Raw genomic sequence first — 25,093 nt, 5'->3', positions numbered from 1 at the left:
GGGCTAGTTCCAATGGCGAATGAAGACAAGCTCCGGGACTACCTCAAGTGGGTCACCGCCGACCTCGCCGAGACGCGTCGGCGGCTCCAGGAACTGGAGTCCCGCGGGGACGAACCCATCGCCGTCGTCGGCATGAGCTGCCGCTTCCCCGGCGGGGTCAGCACCCCCGAGGAGTACTGGCAGCTCCTCGTCGACGGCGGCGACGCCGTCACCGAGTGGCCCACGGACCGCGGCTGGAACACCGACGCCCTCTACGACCCCGACGCCACGCGCGCCGACGGCAGTTACGCGCGCGAGGGCGGCTTCGTCCACGACGCCGCCGACTTCGACGCCGAGTTCTTCGGCGTCTCGCCCCGCGAGGCCGTCGCCATGGACCCCCAGCAGCGGCTGCTGCTCGAATCGTCCTGGGAGGCCTTCGAACACGCGGGCATCGACCCCGAGTCGGCGCGCGGCAGCCGGGCCGGCGTCTTCGTCGGATGCAGCAACCAGGAGTACGGCGCGGGCCTCACCGAGGTCCCCGACGACGTCCGCGGCCACCTCCTCACCGGCAACTCCACCTCTGTCGCCTCCGGCCGCGTGTCATACGTCCTGGGACTCGAAGGCCCGGCGGTGACGGTCGACACGGCGTGCTCGTCCTCCCTGGTCGCCCTGCATCTGGCGGTGCAGGCGTTGCGGGCGGGTGAGTGTGATCTTGCACTTGCTGGTGGTGTGACGGTGATGTCGACGCCGGGTGTGTTCGTGGAGTTCTCGCGGCAGCGGGGGCTTGCGGTGGACGGCCGGTGCAAGGCGTTCGCGGAGGGTGCGGACGGGACCGGTTGGTCGGAGGGTGTGGGGATGCTGCTGGTGGAGCGGCTGTCCGATGCCCGGCGTCATGGTCATCAGGTGTTGGCTGTGGTGCGGGGGAGTGCGGTCAATCAGGACGGTGCGTCGAATGGTCTGACGGCGCCGAACGGTCCGTCGCAGCAGCGGGTCATCCGGGCCGCGCTGGCGGGGGCGGGGTTGTCGGCGGCGGACGTGGACGCCGTCGAGGCGCATGGTACGGGTACCGCGCTCGGCGACCCCATCGAAGCCCAAGCCCTCCTCGCCGCCTACGGCCAGGACCGTGAGCAGCCCCTGTGGCTCGGGTCGGTGAAGTCCAACATCGGGCACACGCAGGCCGCCGCCGGGGTCGCCGGTGTGATCAAGATGGTCCTCGCCCTCCAGCACGGAGTCCTGCCCCAGACCCTGCACGTCGACGAGCCCTCCTCCCACGTCGACTGGTCCGCGGGCGCCGTACAACTCCTCACCGAAGCCCGCGACTGGCCCGGTCGCGACGGCCGCCCCCGCCGGGCGGGCGTCTCCGCGTTCGGCGTGAGCGGCACCAACGCCCACGCCGTTCTCGAAGAAGCCCCGCAGCCCGAGGCCGAATCCGCAGCCGATGCCGTGGACGGCAACGGCACTGACGCCGGAGCGACGGACGGACAGGGCGGGCAGGACGGGAAGAACGGGAAAGGCGGCACGAACGCCGACCGGTCCACGTCCATGTCCGCGTCCACGTTCACGTCCGCGACGGTGCCGGGCGTCCTGCCCTGGGTCCTCTCCGCACGCACCCCGGAAGCCCTGCCCGAGCAGGCCCGTCGCCTCCTCGCCCACCTCCGCGAACACCCCGGCACCACAGCGCTCGACGTCGCCTGGTCACTCGCCACCCACCGGTCCGCGCTGCCCTACCGTGCCGCCGTCCTCGGCACCGACCACGCCGAACTCGTCGCCGGACTGTCCGCGTTCGCCGAGGGCACCCACGGTGAGGCGATCGTCACGGGCACCGAACAGCCCGACGGCCGCACGGCGTTCCTCTTCGCGGGACAGGGCTCGCAGCGGCTCGGCATGGGCCGTGAACTGTACGGGGCCTTCCCGGTGTTCGCGGAGGCGTTCGACGCGGTGGACGCCGAACTCCCCTTCGCGTTGAGGGATGTGGTGTTCGGGGAGGACTCCGAGCGTCTGAACCGGACGGAGTTCGCGCAGCCCGCGTTGTTCGCGCTTGAAGTGGCTTTGTTCCGGCTGTTGGAGTCGTGGGGTGTCCGGCCCGACGTCTTGGCCGGGCATTCGATCGGTGAGATCGCCGCCGCGCATGTGGCCGGGGTCTGGTCGCTGAGCGATGCGTGCCTACTTGTGGTCGCGCGGGGCCGGTTGATGCAGGCGTTGCCGGAGGGTGGCGCGATGGTGGCGGTGGAGGCCTCGGAGGACGAGGTGCTGCCGCTGCCGGACGAGGCCAGGGTAGGTCTCGCGGCGGTCAATGGCCCCCGTTCCGTCGTCGTTTCGGGTGCGGCGGACGCGGTGGCGGAGATCGCTGCCCGCTTCCGTGCCGAGGGCCGCCGGGTCACCGCGCTCCGTGTCAGCCACGCCTTCCACTCCCCGCTCATGGAGCCGATGCTCGCCGAGTTCCGTACCGTCGCGGAGAGCCTGACGTACGGCGTGCCGTCGCTGCCGCTGGTGTCCACGGTGACCGGCGCGACGGCCACCGCCGAGGAGCTGGGTGACCCCGAGTACTGGGTGCAGCACGTCCGGCAGACCGTCCGGTACGCCGACGCCGTACGCGCCCTCACCGCCCGAGGCGTCACCCGGTACCTCGAACTGGGCCCCGACGGCACCCTCACCGCGCTCGCCGCGGCCTCCCTGGACCACCCCGAGGCCGCTTTCCTCGTACCCGCGCTGCGCAAGGACCGTACGGAGACGCATACCGTCCTCACCGCGCTGACCGGCCTGCACGCGCACGGCGCATCTGTCGCCTGGGACGCGCTGCTGCCCGGCGGACGCCGGGTCGCCCTGCCGACGTACGCCTTCCAGCACCAGCGGTACTGGCTCACCGACCAGGGTGGATCGCCGCGCGCCGTCGGCGGTCCGGTGAACGGGCGCGAGGACGGTCCGGCTCCCGAGGCCGAGTTCTGGAACGCCGTCGACCGCGGCGACCTGCCCTCGCTGGCCACCTCCCTCGGCCTGGCCGAGAATTCCCTCGACGGTCTCGTCCCGGCGCTGTCCGCCTGGCGCCGCCGACGACAGGAGACCTCCCGCGCCGACCGCTGGACCTACCGCACCCAGTGGAAGCCCCTCACCAACCGCACCACCGGCGCCCTCACCGGCCGCTGGCTGCTGCTCCGTCCGTACGGCACCGCCCAGGACACGGACCCGAACGCCCTCATCGCGGAACTCACCGCCCAAGGCGCCGAGGTCGTGACGGTGGACCTCCCCGAGACTCCCGAACGCGCCGACTTGGCCGCGCGGTTCGCCGGAGTCCTGGCCGAAGGGGACGTCACCGGGGTCGCCCTGCTCGCCGACGGAACACCCGGCGGAGACAATGCGGGCGCGACAGACGGCGCGGGCACCACAGGCGGGGTGGGCGACCCGGACGGGTTCCTCGCCGCCGCCACACGTCGCTGCGCCGCCCTGGCCCTCGTCCTCCAGGCGTCCGCCGACGCGGGTGTGCCGGGCCGGGTGTGGGCGCTCACGCGGGGTGCCGTGTCGGTGGGACGGTCCGACGCGACCGTGGACCCGGCGCAGGCCGCCCTGTGGGGCCTCGGCCGGGTCGCCGCGCTGGAGCATCCGGACCGCTGGGGCGGTCTCGTCGACCTGCCCGAAACGCTCGACGGCCGCGCCGCCAAGCGCCTCGTCGCCGTCCTGACCGCCGACCCGTCCGCCGCCGAGGACCAGGTCGCGGTGCGGGCCTCCGGCGTGTTCGGCCGACGCCTCACGCGCCTGCCCGTCACCACCGGGGGCGACGCGCCCGCGTGGCGTCCGCGCGGCACGGTCCTCGTGACGGGTGGTACGGGTGCGCTGGGCGCGCGGGTGGCCCGCTGGGTCGCCGAAGAGGGCGCGGCAGGGCTGGTGTTGGTGAGCCGCCGGGGCCTGGAGGCGCCGGGCGCTCTGGAGTTGGGCGACGAGCTGGCGGCGCGGGGCGTGGACGTGTCCATCGTCGCCTGTGACGTGTCCGACCGGGCCGCGCTGGAGCGGGTGTTGGCCGCGCATCCGGTGGACGCCGTCGTGCACACGGCCGGTGTCCTGGACGACGGGGTCATCGACGCGCTGACTCCGGAGCGGTTCGCGACCGTCCTGCGCACCAAGGCCCTGGGCGCCGCCCATCTGGACGCACTGACCCGTGACCGCGACCTGGACGCCTTCGTCCTCTTCTCGTCCTTCGCCGGAAGCATCGGCGCGGCAGGGCAGGGCAACTACGCCGCCGCGAACGCCTGCTTGGACGCGCTCGCCGAGCAGCGGCGCGCTGCCGGTCTGCCCGCCACCTCGCTCGCCTGGGGCCCGTGGGCCGACGGCGGCATGGCCCAGACCACCGGCTCCGCCGCCCGGATGCGCCGGGGCGGCGTCCTGCCCCTGGACGCGGACACCGCCGTCGCCGCCCTCGCCCGCCTCACGGCCGCCGAAGCGCCCACGGTGACGGTCGCCGACCTGGACTGGGCCGACTTCGCCCCCGCGTTCACCCTGACCCGCCCGAGCCCGCTCATCGCGTCGCTCCCCGAGGCCGGCGCCGTCCTCGACGCCCCGACCGCGTCGAACGGCCGTACCGGAGGCGGCGACGACCGCTCCGGACTCCTCGCCCGGCTGACCGGCGTCACCCCCGCCGAACAGGACCGCGTCCTACTGGAGACGGTGCAGGCCTGCACCGCCGCCGTCCTCGGCTACCCGACCCCCGAGGCCGTCGGCGCCGACCGCAACTTCCGCGACCTCGGCGTGGACTCCCTCACCGCCGTCGAACTCCGCAACGCCCTCACCGCCCTCACCGGCGTGACCGGCCTCGCCGCCACCCTCGTCTTCGACTACGCCACCCCCACCGCCCTGGCCCGCCACCTCGGCGACCACCTCCTCGGCGCCGCCCCGGCCGCCGCGACGGGCGCGGACACCGTCGGCGCGCGTCCTGCCACCGACGCGGCCGACGACCCGATCGTCATCGTCGGCATGGCCTGCCGTTTCCCGGGCGGGGTCGAGGACCCCGAGGGCCTGTGGCGGCTGCTCGCCGACGGCACCGACACGGTCGGCGCCTTCCCCGCCGACCGCGGCTGGGACCTCACCACCCTCTACGACCCCCACGGCGAGCGCCCCGGAACGACCATGGTCGACACCGGTGCCTTCCTTGAGGGTGTGGGTGGGTTCGACGCGGGGTTCTTCGGGATGAGTCCGCGGGAGGCGTTGGCGGCTGATCCGCAGCAGCGGTTGCTGTTGGAGGTGTCGTGGGAGGGCTTGGAGCGGTCGGGGATCGCGCCAAGTGCGTTGCGGGGCAGTCGGACCGGTGTGTTCGTGGGGACGAACGGTCAGGACTACACCGGTCTTCTCCTCGCCTCGGGTGAGGACTTCGAGGGGCACGTCGGCACGGGTAACGCGGCGAGTGTGTTGTCGGGCCGGGTGTCGTACGTGCTGGGGCTTGAGGGTCCTGCGGTGACGGTGGATACGGCGTGCTCGTCGTCGTTGGTGGCGTTGCATCTGGCGGTGCAGGCGTTGCGGTCGGGGGAGTGCGACCTCGCACTTGCTGGTGGTGTGACGGTGATGTCGACGCCGGGGGCGTTCGTGGAGTTCTCGCGGCAGCGGGGGCTTGCGACCGACGGCCGCTGCAAGGCGTTCTCCGACGACGCCGACGGTACGGGCTGGGGCGAGGGCGTCGGTGTCCTGGTCGTGGAGCGGTTGTCGGATGCCCGGCGTCAGGGGCATCGGGTGTTGGCGACGGTTGCCGGGTCTGCGGTGAACCAGGACGGTGCCTCGAACGGTCTCACGGCTCCGAACGGTCCGTCCCAACAGCGCGTCATCCGAGCGGCGTTGGCGTCGGCCGGGCTCACCGCGTCCGATGTGGACGCGGTCGAGGCCCACGGCACCGGTACTTCCCTCGGTGACCCGATCGAGGCGCAGGCCCTGATCGCCACGTACGGCCAGGACCGTGCACACCCGCTCCTGCTGGGGTCGGTGAAGTCCAACATCGGCCACACGCAGGCCGCTGCCGGTGTCGCCGGTGTGATCAAGATGGTCCTCGCGATGCAGCACGGGGTGCTGCCGCGCACCCTGCACGTGGACGAGCCGTCCTCGCACGTCGACTGGTCCGCCGGAGCGGTCGAGCTGCTGACCGAGGCGCGGGACTGGCCCGCGGTGACGGACCGGCCGCGGCGTGCGGCCGTCTCCGCCTTCGGCGTGTCCGGCACCAACGCCCACGTCGTCCTGGAGCAGCCCGCCGAGGCGGCCGAGGCATCGGCGCCGCCCGCCACGGTGCTGGGGACTTCGGTCCCGTGGGTGATCTCCGCGCGGGACGGTGAGGCGCTGCGCGCCCAGGCGGCGCGGCTGTCGGCTTACGCGCGCGGTGAGTCGGCGCCGGACGCGGTGGCGTTGGGTGCGGCGTTGGTGCGGTCGCGGTCGGTGTTCGAGCACCGGGCCGTGGTCTGGGGCGCGGACAGCGCGGAGCTGCTGGCGGGGCTGGACGCGCTGGCGACGGGGGAGCCCGGCTCCGGTGTCGTCGCGGGTGAAGTCGGTGAAGGCGGGCGTACGGCCTTCCTGTTCGCCGGTCAGGGGTCCCAGCGGCTCGGCATGGGCCGGGAGCTGTACGACACCTATCCGGTCTTCGCGGACGCCTTCGACGCCGTGTGCGCGCACACCGACGGCGAGTTGGACGTGTCGCTCCGGGAGGTCGTGTTCGGGGAGGACGCCGAACGTCTGAACCGGACGGAGTTCGCCCAGCCCGCGCTGTTCGCGCTCGAAGTCGCCCTGTTCCGGCTGCTGGAGTCCTGGGGGCTCCGCCCCGACGTGCTCGCCGGGCACTCGATCGGTGAAATGGCCGCCGCGCATGTCGCGGGGGTGTGGTCCCTCGCCGACGCGTCCCGACTCGTCGTCGCGCGCGGCCGGTTGATGCAGGCGCTGCCCGAAGGCGGCGCGATGGTCGCGCTCCAGGCCGCCGAGGACGAGGTGCTGCCCCTCCTCGACGCGACGCGCGTCGGCATCGCCGCCGTCAACGGGCCCCGCTCCGTGGTCGTCTCGGGTGAGGCGGGAGCGGTCGAGGAGATCGCCGCGCACTTCCGCACCCTGGACCGCAAGGTGACCGCCCTGCGCGTCAGCCACGCCTTCCACTCCCCGCTGATGGACCCCATGCTGGCGGAGTTCCGGGCCGTCGCAGAGAGCCTCACGTACGCGCGGCCGCAGCTGCCCCTCGTCTCCACCGTCACCGGCGCGCCCGCTACCGCCGACGAACTCACCACCCCCGACTACTGGGTGGAGCACGTCTGCGCCACGGTCCGCTACGCCGACGCCGTCCGCGCGCTCGCCGCCGGGAACACCACCCGCTACGTGGAACTCGGCCCCGACGGCACCCTCACCGCCCTCGCCCAGGACACCGCCCTCGCCCAGGACACCGACACGGACCGGGACACCGTCGCCGACCGGGACCGCCTGTTCGTCCCCGTCCTGCGGAAGGACCGGCCCGAGACCGACACCCTCACCACCGCCGTGGCCGCCGCGTTCGTGCGGGGCGCCGACGTCGACTGGTCGCTCCTCTTCCCGGCCGCCGCCCCGCCCGTGGCCGACCTGCCCACGTACGCGTTCCGGCACCGCCGCTACTGGCCGTCCACGGCGGCCCCCGCAACGGGAACCGGCACGGGCGGGGAGATCGACGCCCGGTTCTGGACGGCCGTCGAGCAGGCCGACGTCACCGCCCTCGCGGACACGCTGGACGTCGCCGAGGACGCGCTCGGCGCCGTGCTGCCCGCCCTGACCTCCTGGCGGCGGCAGAGCGTCGAACAGGCCGCCGTCGACGGGCTGCGCTACCGCGTCCGCTGGCGCCCGCTCCCCACGGTCTCCGGCACCGCCCGCCTGTCGGGCCGCTGGCTCGTGGTCGAGCCCGCCCGTACCACCGCCGACGCCTGGGCCGAGTCCGTGATCGACGGGCTCACCGCGGGCGGCGCCGACGTCGAACGCCTCACGTACGACGACGCCACCGACCGCACGGCCCTCGCCGCCCGGCTGCGTGACCTCGCACCCGTGACGGGCGTGGTGTCCCTGCTGGCATCGGCCGACACCTCCCCCGCACCGACCGCCGACAGCGCGGACGCACCCGCCGACAGCGCGGACGCGCCCGCCGACGAGGCCCACCCCGCCGCGCGCGCGCCCTTCGGCGTGACGGCGTCGCTGCTGCTCGTCCAGGCGCTCGGTGACGCCGGGGTGGACGCCCCGCTGTGGGCGCTCACCCGGGGCGCCGTCTCCGTGGGGCGGGCCGACGGCGGCGCCGTGGACGCGGCGCAGGCCGCCGTCTGGGGGCTCGGCCGCGTGGCCGCCCTCGAAGCCTTCGCCCGCTGGGGCGGCCTCCTCGACCTCCCCGCCGACCTCGACCCCCGCACCGCCGGCCGCCTCGTCACCGCCCTCTCCGGCGCGCTCGCCGACGAGGACCAGGTGGCGGTCCGCGGATCGGGCCTGTACGGGCGGCGCCTCGACCGGGTGCCCGCCGCCGAGCGGGGCCCGGTGTGGCGTCCGCGCGGAACCGTCCTGGTGACCGGAGGAACGGGCGCGCTGGGCGCACACGTCGCCCGGTGGGCCGCCCAAGAAGGCGCCCGCGAGCTGGTGTTGGTCAGCCGCCGGGGTCCGGAGGCGCCGGGGGCCGCCGAGGTGCGGGACGAACTGCTCGCACTGGGCGCCGAGAACGTCTCGGTCGTCGCGTGCGACGTGACCGACCGGGCGGCGGTCGCCGCCCTGCTTGCCGCCCACACTCCCGACGCGGTCGTCCACGCGGCCGGTGTCGTGGTGAACGGTCCCCTCGACGGCGTCACCGCCGACGAGGTCGGCCAGGTCTGGGAGGGGAAGGTCGCGGGCGCCGTCAACCTCGACGCGGCGCTCGGAGAAAGGGAGTTGGACGCCTTCGTCGTGTTCTCGTCGATCGCGGGGACGTGGGGGAGCGGCGGCCAGGTCGGCTATGCGGCGGCCAACGCCTACGTCGACGCCTTGGTCGAGAGCCGTCGGGCGCGCGGACTGGCGGGCGTCGCCGTGGCCTGGGGTCCCTGGGCCGGGGGCGGCATGGCCGAAGACCCGGAAGCCGTCGAGGGGCTGCGGCGACGTGGTGTCCTCGCCCTCGAACCGGCCCGCGCCGTAGGCGCCCTGGGTGCCGTCGTCCCGGCGGGCGACCCGCTCTCCGTGGTCGCCGACGTCGCCTGGGACCGCTTCGTCCCCGCCTTCACCAGCGTCCGCCCCAGCGCCCTCCTCACCGACCTCACCGACACCCGTACCGGCATCAAGACCGTCGCGTCCGCCGCGAACTCCGCTCCGCAGGAGGCCGGTTCGGCGCTGCGTGACCGGATCGCCGCGCTGCCCGTCGACGACCGCGACCGTGCCCTCCTGGACGTCGTCCTCGGTGCCGTGGCCGCCGTCCTCGGGCACACCGACCCCGGCGCCGTCGAGGCGACCCGGTCCTTCCGCGACCTCGGCTTCGACTCGCTGACCGCCGTCGAACTCCGCAACCGGCTCGCCACCGCGAGCGGCCTCACCCTGCCCAGCACCCTCGTCTTCGACCACCCGACGCCCACCGCCCTCGCCCGGCTGCTGCGCCACGAACTCCTCGGTGCCGACGAGACGGCCGAACCCGCCGCGACCGGCGGGCGGGGCGCCCTCCCGGCGGTGCGCGCCACCACCGACGACCCGATCGTCATCGTCGGCATGGCCTGCCGCCTCCCCGGCCACGTCACCGGACCGGACGACCTGTGGCGCCTCGTCAGCGAAGGCACCGACGCCGTCGGCGGGTTCCCCACCGACCGCGCCTGGGACCTCGACGCCCTCCACGGCACCCCCGGCTCCGCCGCCCGCAGCGCGGCCCGCGCCGGAGGCTTCCTCCACGAGGCGGGCGACTTCGACGCCGCTTTCTTCGGCATCTCCCCCCGCGAGGCCCTTGCCGTCGACCCGCAGCAGCGGCTGCTCCTCGAGACGTCCTGGGAGGCCCTCGAACACGCCGCGATCCGCCCCGACACCCTCCAGGGCAGCCGCACCGGCGTCTTCGTCGGCGCCGGCAGCTCCGGCTACGGCGCCGGACTGCGCGAGGTCCCCGAAGGACTCGGCGGCCACCTCATCACCGGCGTCGCGGGCAGCGTCGTCTCCGGCCGCGTCGCCTACACCTTCGGCCTCGAAGGCCCCGCCGTCACCGTCGACACCGCCTGCTCGTCGTCCCTGGTCGCCCTGCACCTCGCCGCGCAGGCCCTCCGCTCCGACGAGTGCGACCTCGCCCTCGTCGGCGGCGTCACCGTCCTCGCCGACCCCGGCGCCTTCGTCGAGTTCAGCTCCCAGGGCGGCCTGGCCGCCGACGGCCGCTGCAAGGCGTTCTCCGACGACGCCGACGGCACCGGCTGGGCCGAGGGCGCGGGCGTCCTCGTCGTGGAACGCATGTCCGACGCCCGCCGCAACGGCCACAAGATCCTCGCCGTCGTCGCCGGGTCCGCCGTCAACCAGGACGGCGCCTCCAACGGCCTCACCGCGCCCAACGGGCCCGCCCAGCAGCGCGTCATCCGGCAGGCCCTGGCCGGAGCCGGACTCACCCCCGCCGACGTCGACGCCGTCGAGGCCCACGGCACCGGCACCGTCCTCGGCGACCCCATCGAGGCGCAGGCCCTCCTCGCCACCTACGGCCAGGACCGTGAACGGCCGCTGCTCATAGGCTCGTTGAAGTCCAACATCGGACACGCGCAGGCCGCGGCCGGGGTCGCTGGTGTCATCAAGACGGTGCTCGCCATGGAACACGGCGTCCTGCCCCGCACCCTCCACGCCGAGCGGCCCTCCACCCACGTGGACTGGACGGCGGGACAGGTACGGCTCCTCACCGAGAACACCGAGTGGACGCGCCTGCCCGGACGGCCCCGCCGCGCCGGTGTCTCCGCCTTCGGCGTCTCCGGCACCAACGCCCACGTAGTCCTCGAACAGCCCGAACCCCCGACGGCCGCCGCGCCTGCCGACACCCCGCACGCCGACACCCCGGCCGCCCCCACCCCGCTGCCCTGGATCGTCTCCGGCCGCACCCGGACCGCCCTGCGCGCCCAGGCCGACCGGCTCGCCGCGCACCTCGCCGCGCACCCCGGCACCACGCCCGCCGAGGTCGCCGCCTCCCTCGTCCGGTCCCGGAACGTCTTCGAGCACCGGGCCGTCCTCTGGGGCGAGGACCGCGACAGTCTGCTGGCCGCGCTGCGGACCGTGGCGGACGGCGAGGAACACCCCGCCCCCGGCACCGGGGACGCGTCCACCGCCGACGTCACCGTCGGCTCCGCGCTCCACGGCGGCCGTACCGCCTTCCTGTTCGCCGGACAGGGCTCGCAACGCCTCGGCATGGGGGCCGAGTTGTACGCGGCTCACCCGGTGTTCGCCGACGCCTTCGACGCCGTGTGCGCGCACGTCGACACCGAACTCGACGTACCCCTGCGCGACATCGTGTTCGGGACGCGGAAGACCGGCGGCGCGCACAGCGGTGCCGACGGTGACGCGGACCGGCTGCACCGCACCGAGTACGCCCAACCCGCCCTCTTCGCCCTGGAAGTCGCCCTCTTCCGGCTGCTGGAGTCCTGGGGTGTCCGCCCCGACGTCCTCCTCGGCCACTCCGTCGGCGAACTCGCCGCCGCGCACGTCGCCGGGGTCTGGTCGCTGTCCGACGCCTGCCGACTCGTCGTCGCCCGCGGCCGGTTGATGCAGGACCTCCCGGCGGGCGGCGCCATGGTGTCGCTCCAGGCCTCCGAGGACGAGGTGCTGCCGCTCCTCGCCGGACGGGAGGCCGACCTCGGCATCGCCGCCGTCAACGGGCCCCTCTCCGTCGTCGTCTCCGGCACCGAGGAGGCCACCGCCGCGGTCGCCGCCGCCGTCGAGGCCCTCGGCCGCCGCACCCGGCGGCTCCGCGTCAGCCACGCCTTCCACTCCCCGCTGATGGCCCCCATGCTCGACGCGTTCCGGGCCGTCGCCGAGAGCGTCACCTACCACGCGCCGCGCCTGCCCGTCGTCTCCGACGTCACCGGCACGACCGCCACCACCGACGACCTCACCTCACCCGCCTACTGGGTGCGCCACGTCCGCGAGGCCGTCCGCTACGCCGACGGCGTCCACGCCCTCGCCGGGCAGAACATCACCCGCTGGCTCGAACTCGGCCCCGACGACACCCTCACCGGCCTCACCCGCACCTGCCTGCCCGGCGGCGACGGCGTCCAGATCCCCGCCCTGTGCGACGACCGGCCCGAACCCGCCGCCCTCCGTGCGGCCGTGGCCGCGCTGTTCACCCACGGCGCCGACACCGACTGGACGGCCCTCGCCCCGGCCCTCGCCCACGCGGCGGACGTCCCGCTGCCCACGTACGCCTTCCAGCACCGCCGCTACTGGCTCGACGTGCCCGCCGCGTCCGGCGACCCCGCCACCCTCGGCCTCGCCGCCACCGGGCACCCCCTGCTCACCGCCGTCGTCCCCGTCGCGGGCAGCGGCGCCACCGTCCTCACCGGGCGGCTGTCGCTGCGCGCGCAGCCCTGGCTCGGCGACCACCGCATCGACGGCGCCGCCGTCGTCCCCAGCACCGCTTTCCTCGAACTCGCCGTCCGCGCCGGGGACGAGACCGGCTGCGGCGAGGTCCGCGAACTCACCCTGGAAACACCGCTGACCGTGCCCGAGCAGGGTGCCGTACGCCTCCAGGTCGGCGTCGGCGCGCCCGACGCGCGAGGCGTCCGCGCCCTCACCGTCCACTCCAGCCCCGACACACCCGACCACACCACCGCCGCGGACTCCGCCGACGGCGACACCACCGCCGTATGGACCCGGCACGCGAGCGGCCTGCTCGCCCCCGCCCCCGACGCCGACCCGGCGGACACGCACGACCTCGCCGAGTGGCCGCCGACCGGCGCCGACGAGGTCGACGTCGACGGCCTGTACGAGCGGCTCGCCGCCGGCACGGGACTGGAGTACGGGCCCGCCTTCCGCGCCCTGCACGCCGTATGGCGGCGCGGCGGCGACGTGTACGCCGAGATCGTCCCCGGCGAGCAAGTACGCGACCAGGCGGGCCGGTTCGGGCTGCACCCGGCGCTCCTCGACGCGGCCCTGCACCCCCTCGGCCTCGGCCTGCCGGAAGGACTCGGCGACGGACTGCTCCTGTTCGCCTGGCAGCGCGCCACCCTCCACGCCGACGGCGCGGGCACCCTCCGCGTCCACCTGACCCGCCCGGCCGGCACCACCGGCAGCACGGTCGCGCTCCGCGTCGCCGACACCTCCGGACAGCCCGTCCTCACCGTCGCGTCCCTCCGCCTGCGCCCGGTCGCCCCGACCACCCCCGAGGCAGCGCACGCCGGTGACACCACCGATACGTCCGAGACCGAGACCGAGGCCGAGACCGAGGCCCGGCAGACGGCCGCGCCCGCCACCGCCCGCCGGTCCACGCGCCGTCGCGCCGCCGCCGACGCCACGGACGGGCGGACCGGCCCCGCGGCGGACGGCGGGACCGGCCTCCTCGACCGCCTCGCCCCCCGCCCCTCCGCCGAACGGCGGCGCGTCCTACTGGAGTTGGTGCGCCGCACGACCGCCGCCGTCCTGGACTACGTGGACGTCGACGAGGTCGAACCCTCCCGCGTCTTCAAGGACCTCGGGTTCGGCTCCATCACCGCGGTCGAACTCCGCAACCGGCTCGGCACCGACCTCGGCGTCCTGCTGCCCGCCACCCTCGTCTTCGACCACCCCACGCCCCTCGCGCTCGCCACCCACCTCGACGAGGAACTGTTCGGCGCCCTCGCCGACGACCGGACGCCCGCCGCGCCGCGCGCCGTCCCCCTCGACGACGACCCCGTCGTCATCGTCGGCATGGCCTGCCGCTACCCCGGCGGCATCACCAGCCCCGAGGAACTGTGGGACCTCGTCGCCACGCAGGGCGACGGCATCTCCCCGCTGCCCGCCGACCGCGGCTGGGACCTCGCCGCGCTCTACCACCCCGACCCCGACCACCCCGGCACCTGCTACGCCCGCGAGGGCGGCTTCCTCCACGACGCCAGCCGCTTCGACCCCGGCTTCTTCGGCATCTCGCCGCGCGAGGCCCTCGCCATGGACCCCCAGCAGCGGCTCCTCCTGGAGACCTCCTGGGAGGCCCTGGAACGGGCGGGCATCGACCCGGCGTCCCGCCGCGGCAGCCTGACCGGCGTCTTCGCGGGCGTCACCTACCAGGACTACGTCAACATCCTCGGCGTCGCCAAGGACAGCTTCGAGGGCTACATCGGCACCGGGAACTCGCCGAGCGTCCTGTCCGGCCGGATCGCCTACACCCTCGGCCTCGAAGGACCCGCGCTCTCCGTCGACACCGCCTGCTCCTCCTCCCTCGTCGCCCTGCACCTCGCCGTCCAGGCGCTCCGCCAGGGCGAGTGCGACCTCGCCCTCGCGGGCGGCGTCACCGTCATGTCGACGCCGGGCTCGCTCATCGAGTTCAGCCGCCAGCGGGCCCTCGCCGAGGACGGCCGCTGCAAGCCGTTCTCCGCCGACGCCGACGGCGCGAGCTGGGCCGAGGGCGTCGGCATGGTCGTCGTCGAACGCCTCTCCGACGCCCGCCGCCTCGGCCACCCCGTCCTCGCCGTCGTCCAGGGCAGCGCCCTCAACCAGGACGGCGCCTCCAACGGCCTCACCGCCCCCAACGGCCCCTCCCAGCAGCGCGTCATCCGCGCCGCCCTCGCCTCCGGCGGCCTCACCCCCGCCGACGTCGACGCGGTCGAGGCGCACGGCACCGGCACCACCCTCGGCGACCCCATCGAGGCCCAGGCCCTGATCGCCGTCTACGGCCGCGAACGCGCCGAGGACCGGCCGCTGTGGCTCGGCTCCCTCAAGTCGAACATCGGCCACTCGCAGGCCGCCGCCGGCGTCGGCGGCGTCATCAAAATGGTGATGGCGCTCCGCAACGGCCTCCTGCCCGCCACCCTGTACGCCGAGCACCCCACCACCGAGGTCGACTGGTCGGCCGGGACGGTACGGCTCCTCGACGCGCCGCGCCCCTGGCCCGAGACCGGCCGCCCGCGCCGCGCCGGTGTCTCCTCGTTCGGCATGAGCGGCACCAACGCGCACGTCATCGTCGCCGAGGCCCCCACCCCCGCACCCGACTTGGGCGTCAGCGTGGAGGCGCCTGCCGAGGACACCGGGCGCGCCACGCTGCCCGTCGTCCCCGTCCCGCTGTCCGCCCGGACCTCCGACGGGCTGCGCGCCCAGGCCGCCCGCCTCCTCGCCCACCTCCGCGACCACGACGGCGTCGCCCTCACCGACCTCGGGCTGTCCCTCGCCACCACCCGCACCGCGTTCGAACAGCGGGCCGTCGTCCTCGCCACCGACCCGGACGCCCTGGCAAGCGGACTGCGCGACCTCGCCGACGAGGAGATGATCACCGACCTCGTCCGCGGCACCGACCGGCGCGGCACCGGACCCGTCCTCGTCTTCCCCGGCCAGGGCGCCCAATGGCCCGGCATGGGCCGCGAACTCCTCGACACCGCACCCGAGTTCGCCCGCCGCATCGCCGAGTGCGAGGAAGCCCTCGCCCCGTACACCGACTGGTCGCTCACCGCCGCCCTGCGCGGCGGACCCGACGCCCCCGACCTCGACCGCGTCGACGTCGTCCAGCCCGTCCTGTGGGCCGTGATGGTCTCCCTGGCCCACCTGTGGCGCTCCTACGGCGTCGAACCCGCCGCGGTCGTCGGCCACAGCCAGGGCGAGATCGCCGCCGCCGTCGTCGCCGGAGCCCTGTCCCTGGAGGACGGCGCCCGCGTCGCCGCGCTGCGCAGCCGGGCCATCACCGCCATCGCGGGCGACGGCGGCATGATGTCCGTCCCGCTCCCCGCCGACCAGGCCCGCACCCGCCTGGAGCCCTACGGCGACCGGCTCGCCGTCGCCGCCGTCAACGGGCCCGCATCCGTCGTCGTGTCCGGCGCCGCCGACGCCCTCGACACCCTCCACGCCGAGCTGACCGCCGACGGCGTCCGCGCCCGCCGCGTCGCCGTCGACTACGGCAGCCACTCCGCCCACGTCGAACCCCTGCGCGGCCCCGTCCTGGAAGCCCTCGACGGCCTCCGCCCCCGGCCGGCGGAGGTGCCGTACCGCTCCGCCGTCACCGGCGACTGGCTCGACGACGCCACCCCGCTCGACGGCGCCTACTGGTACACCAACCTGCGCGAGACCGTCCGCTTCGAGGACGCCGTGCGCGGACTGCTCGCCGCCGGACACCGCACCTTCATCGAGGTCGGCCCGCACCCCGTCGTCGCCTTCGGACTGCGCGACACCATCGACGACACCGGCGCCGACGCCGTCGTCCTGTCCACCCTCCGCCGCGACCAGGGCGGCCTCGACCGCTTCCTCACCTCCCTCGCCGAGGCCCACGCCCACGGCGCCCCCGTCGACTGGCACGCCGTGTTCGCCGCGACCGGCGCCCACCGCGTCGACCTGCCCACCTACGCCTTCCAGCGGCAGCGCCTGTGGCCCGAACTCCGCGACCCCGCCGCCGAATCGGCCGCCCCGGGCACGCCCCGGCCGGGCGACGAGGCCGAGACGGAGTTCTGGCGGACCGTCGAGGAGGAGAACCTCGACTCCCTCACCGCCGCCCTCCACCTCGACGGCGACACCCCCCTCAGCGAGGTGCTGCCCGCCCTGTCCGCGTGGCGGCGCGGCAGCAGGGAACGGTCCACCGTCGACACCTGGCGCTACACCGTCGGCTGGACCCCCCTCGCCCAGGACACCGCCGCCGCCCCGCCGGACGGCACCTGGCTCCTCCTCGCCCCCGCCGACGGACACCCCCTCGCCGCCGCCACCCGGCAGGCCCTCACCGAACGCGGCGTCCCCGTCCACGTCGTCGTCCCCGGCGACGCCCACGCCGCCACCGACCGCGCCGCGCTCGCCGCACTCCTCACCACCGCCCTCCGCGACGGCGCCACCGACCCCGCCCCGGCCGGCCCGGACCCCGCCGTGGGCACCGGCCTCGGTGGCGTCCTCTCCTTCCTCGCCCTCGACGAGACCCCCCACCCCGACCACCCCTCCGTGCCCGCCGGACTCGCCGCCACCCTCGCCCTCGTGCAGGCCCTCGGCGACCTCGGCATCAGCGCGCCCCTGTGGTGCGCCACCCACGGCGCCGTCGCCGTCACCGCGTCGGAGACCGTCCTCAGCGCCCCGCAGGCCCTCGTCTGGGGCCTCGGCCGCGTCGCCGCCCTCGAACACTCCGACCGCTGGGGCGGCCTCGTCGACCTCCCCGCCACCCTCGACCGGCGCGCCGCCGACCGCCTCTGCGCCCTCCTCGCCCGCCCCGACGGCGAGGACCAGACCGCGCTGCGCGCCTCCGGCACCTACGGCCGCCGCCTGCTGCGCGCCCCCCTCGCCGACACCACCCCGCCCGGCCCCGCCTGGCGGCCCCGCGGCACCGTCCTCCTCACCGGCGGCACCGGCGCCGTCGGCGGCCACATCGCCCGCTGGCTCGCCGCCCAGGGCGCCCCGCACCTGCTGCTCACCAGCCGACGCGGCGCCGACGCCCCCGGCGCCGCCGACCTCACCGCCGAGCTGACCCGCCTCGGCGCGGGCCGCGTCACCCTCGCCGCCTGCGACGTCGCCGACCGCGACGCCCTCGGCGCGCTGCTCGCCACGGTCCCCGCCGAACACCCCCTCGACGCGGTCCTGCACATCGCGGGCTCCCTCGACGACGGCGTCATCGAAGGCCTCGACGCCGGCCGCATGCAGCCCGTGCTGCGCACCAAGGCCACCGCCGCCGTCCACCTCCACGAACTCACCCGCGGCCTCGACCTCTCCGCGTTCGTCCTGTTCTCCTCCACCTCCGGCACCATCAGCGGCCCCGGCCTCGGCAACTACGCCCCCGGCAACGCCTTCCTCGACGCCCTCGCCCAGCAGCGCCGCGCCGAGGGCCTGCCCGCCACCTCCGTCGCCTGGGGCCACTGGGCCGACGGCGGCATGGGCGACGGCGCCGTCGGCGAACGCCTGCGCCGCTACGGCGTCTACGACATGCGGCCCGACCTGGCCTGCCAGGCCCTCCAGCAGGCCATCGACCACGGCGAGACCTACCTCGCCGTCACCGACATCGGCTGGGAACGCTTCGCGCCCGCCTTCACCGGCTCCCGGCCCAGCGCCCTGCTGCGCGACCTGCCCGACGCCCGCCGCGTCCTCGACCCGGCCCCCGGCACCGCGACCGGCGGCACCGGCGACGCCCTCACCGACGGCGCGGACGGCGACACGCCCGCCCTGCTGCGGCACGTCGCCGGACTCACCGGCACCGACCGCGCCGACGCCGTCCTCGACGTCGTCCGCGGCTACGTCGCCACCGTCCTCGGCCACCCCGGCCCCCAGTCCGTCGAACCGACCCGCGCCTTCAGCGACCTCGGCTTCGACTCCCTCAGCGCCGTCGAACTCCGCAACGGCATGAACAAGATCACCGGACTGCGCCTCCCGGCCACCCTCGTCTTCGACCACCCCACCTGCGCCGACCTGGCCCGCCTGCTCCTCACCGAACTCGGCGACCCCGGCACGCCCGCCACGGCGGGCGCCTCCGCCGCGGCGTCCCCGGCCGCCGGGAGAGCACCCGCCTCCGGTACGGCCGCCGACGCCGACCCGATCGTCATCACGGCGATGAGCTGCCGCTTCCCCGGCGCCGACAGCCCCGAGGAGTTCTGGAACCTGCTCGCGGACGGCACCGACGCCGTCGGCACGTTCCCCACCGACCGCGGCTGGGACGTGGACGGCCTCTACCACCCCGACCCCGACCACCCCGGCACGTGCACCGCCCGCGAAGGCGGATTCCTGCGCGCCATGGCCGACTTCGACCCGGCGTTCTTCGGGATCTCGCCCCGCGAGGCCGTCGCCATGGACCCGCAGCAGCGACTGCTGCTGGAACTGGCCTGGGAGACGTTCGAGCGGGCGGGCGTCGACCCGACGACCCTGCGCGGCACCCGGACCGGCGTCTTCGCGGGCACCAACGGCAACGACTACACCCCGCTCATCGTCGCCTCCGGCGAGGACGTCGGCGGCCACCTCGGCACCGGCAACGCGGCGAGCGTCGTCTCCGGCCGCGTCTCCTACACCCTCGGCCTGGAGGGCCCGGCGGTCACCGTCGACACCGCCTGCTCCTCCGCCCTGGTCGCCCTCCACCTCGCCGCCCAGGCGCTGCGCTCCGGGGAGTGCGACCTCGCCCTCGCGGGCGGCGTCACCGTCATGTCGACGCCGGGACTCTTCCTCGACTTCAGCCGTCAGCGCGGCCTCGCCGCCGACGGCCGCAGCAAGGCCTTCTCCGACAGCGCCGACGGCGCCGGATTCGCCGAGGGCGCGGGCCTCGTCCTCGTCGAACGCCTCTCCGACGCCCGCCGCGCCGGACGCCCCGTCCTGGCGGTCGTCGCCGGGTCGGCCGTCAACCAGGACGGCGCCTCCAACGGCCTCACCGCCCCCAACGGACCCTCCCAGCAGCGCGTCATCCGCCAGGCCCTGGCAGGCGCGGGACTCGCGGCGGCCGACGTCGACGCCGTCGAGGCGCACGGCACCGGCACCGCGCTGGGCGACCCGATCGAGGCACAGGCCCTCCTCGCCACGTACGGCCAGGACCGTGAACAGCCCCTGTGGCTGGGGTCGGTGAAGTCGAACATCGGCCACACGCAGGCCGCCGCGGGCGCCGCGGGCGTCATCAAGATGGTCCTCGCCATGCAGCACGGCACCCTGCCCCGCACCCTCCACGTGACCGAGCCGTCCTCCCACGTCGACTGGTCGGCGGGCGCCGTGGAACTGCTCACCGAGCCCCAGGAATGGCCGGTGCGGGAGGGCCGCGCCCGCCGCGCGGGCGTCTCCTCCTTCGGCATCAGCGGCACCAACGCCCACATCCTGCTGGCGGAACCGCCCGCCCCCGAGGCGCGGCCCGAGCCGGTCACCGCGCCCCACGGCACCGTCCCGTGGGTGGTGTCCGCGCGCACGGCCGCCGCCCTGCGGCAGCAGGCCGCCCGCCTCGCGGCGGCGACCGCCGCCCACCCCGAGACCCGAGTGGCGGACATCGCCGCCGCGTTGGTGCGGTCACGCTCCCTCTTCGACCACCGGGCCGTCGTCTGGGGCCGCGACCGGAACGCCCTCGTCGCCGCACTGGAAGCCGTCGCCTCCGACACCGGACCCGCCGACGGAGCCGTCGGCACGGCCCGCAAAGACGGCCGTACGGCGTTCCTCTTCGCGGGCCAGGGTGCCCAGCGGCTGGGCATGGGCCGGGAGTTGTATGAGGTGTATCCGGTGTTCGCGGATGCCTTCGACGCGGTCTGCGCGCACGTGGACGTGGAACTGCCGCGCGCGTTGCGGGAGGTGGTGTTCGGCGCGGACGCCGAGGCCCTGAACCGGACGGAGTTCGCGCAGCCCGCTTTGTTCGCGTTGGAGGTGGCGCTGTTCCGGCTGCTGGAGTCGTGGGGCGTCCGTCCCGACGTCCTGGCCGGGCACTCGATCGGTGAGATCGCCGCCGCGCACGTGGCGGGGGTCTGGTCGCTGGCCGATGCGTGCCGACTCGTCGTCGCGCGGGGCAGGTTGATGCAGGCCCTCCCGGAGGGTGGGGCGATGGTCGCCGTCCAGGCGGCGGAGGACGAGGTGCTGCCGCTTCTGGGCGACCGTGTGGGTCTGGCCGCGGTCAACGGCCCCCGCTCCGTGGTGATCGCGGGCGAGGCCGACGCCGTGGCGGAGATCGAGGACCTCTTCCGGGAGGACGGCCGCAAGACCACAGCCCTGCGCGTCAGCCACGCCTTCCACTCCCCGCTGATGGAGCCGATGCTCGCCGACTTCCGCAAGGTCGCCGAGAGCCTCACCTACGACACCCCCAAGCTGGACCTCGTCTCCACGGTGACCGGCGAGACCGTCACCGCCGACGAGTGGACTGCCCCCGACTACTGGGTGCGTCACGTCCGCCAGGCGGTCCGCTTCGCCGACGCCGTCACCACCCTCGAAGCCGAAGGCGCGACCAGGTTCCTGGAGCTGGGCCCCGACGGCACCCTCACCGCGCTCGCCCAGGGCGCCCTCGACGACCCCGGTACGGCGGTCTTCGTCCCGGCGCTGCGCAAGGACCGCCCCGAGGACACCTCGGCGCTCGCCGCCCTGGCCACCCTCTTCGTCCACGGCACCGACGCCGACTGGCGCCCCCTGACCGGCGGCGACCGCACGACCCCCGTCACCCTGCCGACGTACGCCTTCCAACGCCGCCGCTACTGGCCCGACTTCACCGGAGTCACCCTCGGGGACCTCGGCTCGGCGGGCCTCGGCTCGGCCGGACACCCGCTGCTGGGCGCCGCCGTCCGTGTCGCGGGCAGCGAGGAGGTGCTGTTCACCGGACGGCTCTCCCTGCGCAGCCACCCCTGGCTGCGGGACCACGCCGTCACCGGCACCGTCCTCTTCCCCGGCACCGGATTCCTCGAACTCGCCCTCTGCGCCGCCGGACAGCTCGGCTGCGACCGCGTCGACGAACTCACCATCGCCGCCCCGCTGATCGTCCCCGAGCGCACCGGCCGCCTCCTCCAGGTCCGCGTCGGCGCACCCGACGACACCGACCGGCGCACCGTGGAGGTCTACTCCCGCCCCGACGACGCCCTCGACACCGACCCCTGGACCCTCAACGCCAGCGGCTTCCTCGCCACCGGCCCCGAATCCGCCGCACCGGCCGGGTCCGCCGAACCCGACTTGACCGCCTGGCCCCCGCCGCACGCCGAACCGGTCCCCATGGACGGCTTCTACGACCGCTTCGCCGAGGCCGGATTCGCCTACGGTCCCGTCTTCCAGGGCCTGCGCGCGGTCTGGCGGCGCGGCGACGAGGTGTTCGCGGAGGTCGGCCTGCCCGACGCCCACGAGCGGCTGGCCGGATTGTTCGCGGTCCACCCCGCACTGCTCGACTCCGCCCTGCACGCGATGATGTTCGTGTCGCTGGCCGACGCGGGCCACGGCCGCCTCCCCTTCTCCTGGAGCGGGGTCTCCCTGCGGGCCTCCGGCGCGCGCTCCCTGCGTGTCCGCATGGTCCAGGCCGGACCCGAGGCGGTCGCCCTCCACCTCGCCGACCCCGCCGGCGGCCGCGTCGCCGCCGTCGAGTCGCTTCTCCTGCGCCAGGTCTCCGGCGACCTCGCCACCCGCGCCGAGGCGGGCGGCCACCACGACGACCTCTTCCAGGTCGACTGGACGAAGGCCGCCCTGCCCGACACCGACACACCCGCGTACGGCACGCTCGCGGTCGTCGGCACCGACCCGCTCGTCCCCGGCGTCCCGGTCAGCACCGACCTCACGGCGCTGCCCGACACCGTCCCCGCGACCGTCCTCCTGCCCGCCGGACCCGGCGGCGCCGGTCCCGACGCCGTCCGGGCCGCCACCGGCCGCGTCCTCGACGCGGTCCGCACCTGGCTGACGGAGGAGCGGTTCGAGGACTCCCGGCTCGTCGTCGTCACCCGCGGCGCCGCCCCGGTCGACGGCACCGCCCCCGACCCCGCCCTGGCGGCCGTGTGGGGCCTGGTGCGCGCCGCGCGCGCCGAGGCACCCGACCGGTTCGCGCTGGTCGACACCGACGGCCTCGACACCTCCCGCACCGCGCTCGTCCCGGCGCTCACTTCGGCCCTCGCCGCCGGGGAGCCCGAGGTCGCGCTGAGCGACGGCGTGCCGTACGTGCCCCGCCTGGCCCGCGTCCCCGTCGCGGACGGCCTCCCCGTCCCGGCCGACGCGCCCGCCTGGCACCTCGACAGCCTCGACAAGGGCACCCTCGACACCCTCGCCCTCGTCCCGTTCCCCGAGGCGGCGGCCGAGTTGGCGGCCGGGCAGGTCCGGATCGCCGTCCGCGCGGCGGGAGTCAACTTCCGCGACGTCCTCAACGCCCTCGGCATGTACCCCGGCGAGGCGGGCCTCCTCGGCGGCGAAGGCTCCGGCGTCGTCACCGAGATCGGCCCGGACGTCACCGGACTCGCCGTCGGCGACCGCGTGTTCGGCATGTTCCCCGGTTCCTTCGGTCCGGTGGCGGTGGCGGACGCGCGGACCGTGGCACGGGTGCCCGAGGGCTGGACGTTCGCGCAGGCGGCGTCGGTCCCCATCGTGTTCCTCACCGCCTACTACGCGCTCACCGACCTCGGTTCCGTCGAGGCGGGGGAGTCGGTGCTGGTGCACGCGGCGGCCGGCGGTGTCGGCATGGCCGCCGTGCAGCTCGCCCGCCATCTGGGCGCCGAGGTGTTCGGCACGGCGAGCCCCGCAAAGTGGGACACCCTGCGGGCCCTCGGCCTGGACGACGCCCGGATCGCCTCGTCCCGCGACACACACTTCGAGGCCGCCTTCCTCGCGGCGACCGGCGGCCGGGGCGTGGACGTCGTCCTGGACTCCCTGGCCGGGGAGTTCGTGGACGCGTCGCTGCGGCTGCTGCCCGGTGGTGGCCGGTTCCTGGAGATGGGCAAGACCGACGTCCGCGACCCGGAAGCGGTCGCCGCCCAGTACGACGGCGTCACCTACCGCGCCTTCGACCTCTGGGAGGCGGGCCCCGAGCGGATCGGGGAGATGCTGTCCGACCTGGTCGCGCTGTTCGAGTCGGGTGCGCTGGCCCCGCTGCCGGTGACCTGCTGGGACGTGCGCAAGGCACCGGAGGCGTTCCGGTACCTGTCCCAGGCGCGTCACGTCGGCAAGGTCGTCCTCACGGTTCCCGCCCCGCTGGACCCGGAGGGGACGGTTCTGATCACCGGCGGTACGGGTGGCTTGGGCGCGCTGGTGGCCCGGCACCTGGTGACCGAGCGCGGCGTACGGCGTCTGCTGCTGGCGAGCCGACGGGGCCTGGACGCTCCGGGCGCCACCGAACTCGCAGCCGAACTCGCCGACTTGGGTGCTTCCGATGTCGAGGTGGCCGCGCTGGACGTGGCCGACCGTGACCAGCTCGCCGCACTCCTCGCCGACCGCGAACTCACCGCCGTGATCCACACGGCCGGTGTCCTGGACGACGGAGTGGTCTCCTCGCTCACCCCCGAGCGTCTCTCGACCGTCCTGCGGCCGAAGGCGGACGCGGTCGCCCACCTGGACGACCTCACCCGCCACCTCGACCTCTCCGCGTTCGTCGTCTTCTCCTCCGTCGCCGGTACGTTCGGCAGCGCGGGCCAGGGCAACTACGGTGCCGCCAACGCCTACTTGGACGCCTTCGCGGCCGAGCGGCGGGCCGCGGGACTGCCCGGTGTGTCGCTGGCGTGGGGTGCCTGGGCGCCCGGCGCGGGGATGACGGCGGACCTCAGCGAGGCGGACCTGCGGCGCATGGCGCGCGGCGGGATGCGCCCGCTGAGCGCGGAGCAAGGGCTCGGTCTTCTGGACGTCGCCGCGTTCGGGGAAGTGGCCGGGAGGGGCGCGCTGTTCCTGCCGGTCGGCCTCGACCTCCCGACGCTGCGCGCCCACGCCGAGGCCGTACCGCCCCTCCTGCGCGGCCTCGTACGGGCACCCGCCCGGCGGGCGGCGGAGGCGGCGGCAGCGGCCGGCGCCGACCAGCGGGACCTCGGCGCGCGGCTCGCGGAGCTGGCACCGGCCGACCGGGAGCAGTACCTGGTCGACCTGGTGTGCGCGCAGGCCGCGGCGACCCTCGGGCACGCCTCCGCCGACGAGATCGAACCCGACCAGGCGTTCAAGGAGCTGGGCTTCGACTCGCTCACCGCGGTCGAGCTGCGCAACCGGCTCAACGCCGCGACCAGGCTGCGGCTGCCCGCCACCCTGGTCTTCGACCACCCGACGCCGACGAACCTGGCGGCCCTGCTCCTGACGGAGATCACGGTGCCGGAACCGTCCGGCGGCGCGACCGGTGGCGGTACGGGTGGCGCCGCCGTCACGGCCGCTCCGCTGCTGGTCGAACTCGACCGGCTGGAGGCGGCGTTGGCCGCCGCCGCGGTCGGCGGCGACGACCACGCGGCGATCACCTCGCGGCTCCTCGGACTCGCGGCGGCATGGCAGGACGCGGCCCGGCAGGACGGCGCACAGCAGGACGACAGGACAGGGAAGGGCGACGGTGCCGGACACGGCAACGGCACCGGCTCCGCGAACTCCGGAGCGGCACTCGCCGACGCCGACGACGGGGAACTCGACTCCGTCGCGACGGCGGACGAGCTGTTCGACCTGATCGACAAAGAACTCGGGATGTCGTGAT

Annotated in this window: 1 protein-coding gene; it reads left to right on the top strand. The window is 75.3% G+C overall.

What is annotated here, in order from left to right; translation table 11 throughout:
• Positions 1 to 12: 12 nt before the first annotated feature.
• Positions 13 to 25,092 carry a type I polyketide synthase gene (locus tag ACIQPQ_RS09710; protein ID WP_401302028.1) on the top strand — a complete coding sequence of 8,360 codons (25,080 nt, stop codon included), beginning with the start codon at positions 13 to 15 and terminating at the stop codon, positions 25,090 to 25,092.
• The last annotated feature ends 1 nt before the right edge of the window (position 25,093 follow it).

This window comes from Streptomyces sp. NPDC091281, assembly GCF_044757425.1.
Taxonomy (GTDB): Bacteria; Actinomycetota; Actinomycetes; order Streptomycetales; family Streptomycetaceae; genus Streptomyces.
Note: the sequence above shows the minus strand (reverse complement) of the source record. Positions and strands in the feature narration are given on the sequence as shown.

What these genes read in the sequence shown, in the direction of transcription:
- ACIQPQ_RS09710 (WP_401302028.1), top strand. Translation starts at nt 13, where the DNA reads ATGGCGAATGAAGACAAGCTCCGGGACTACCTCAAGTGGGTCACCGCC.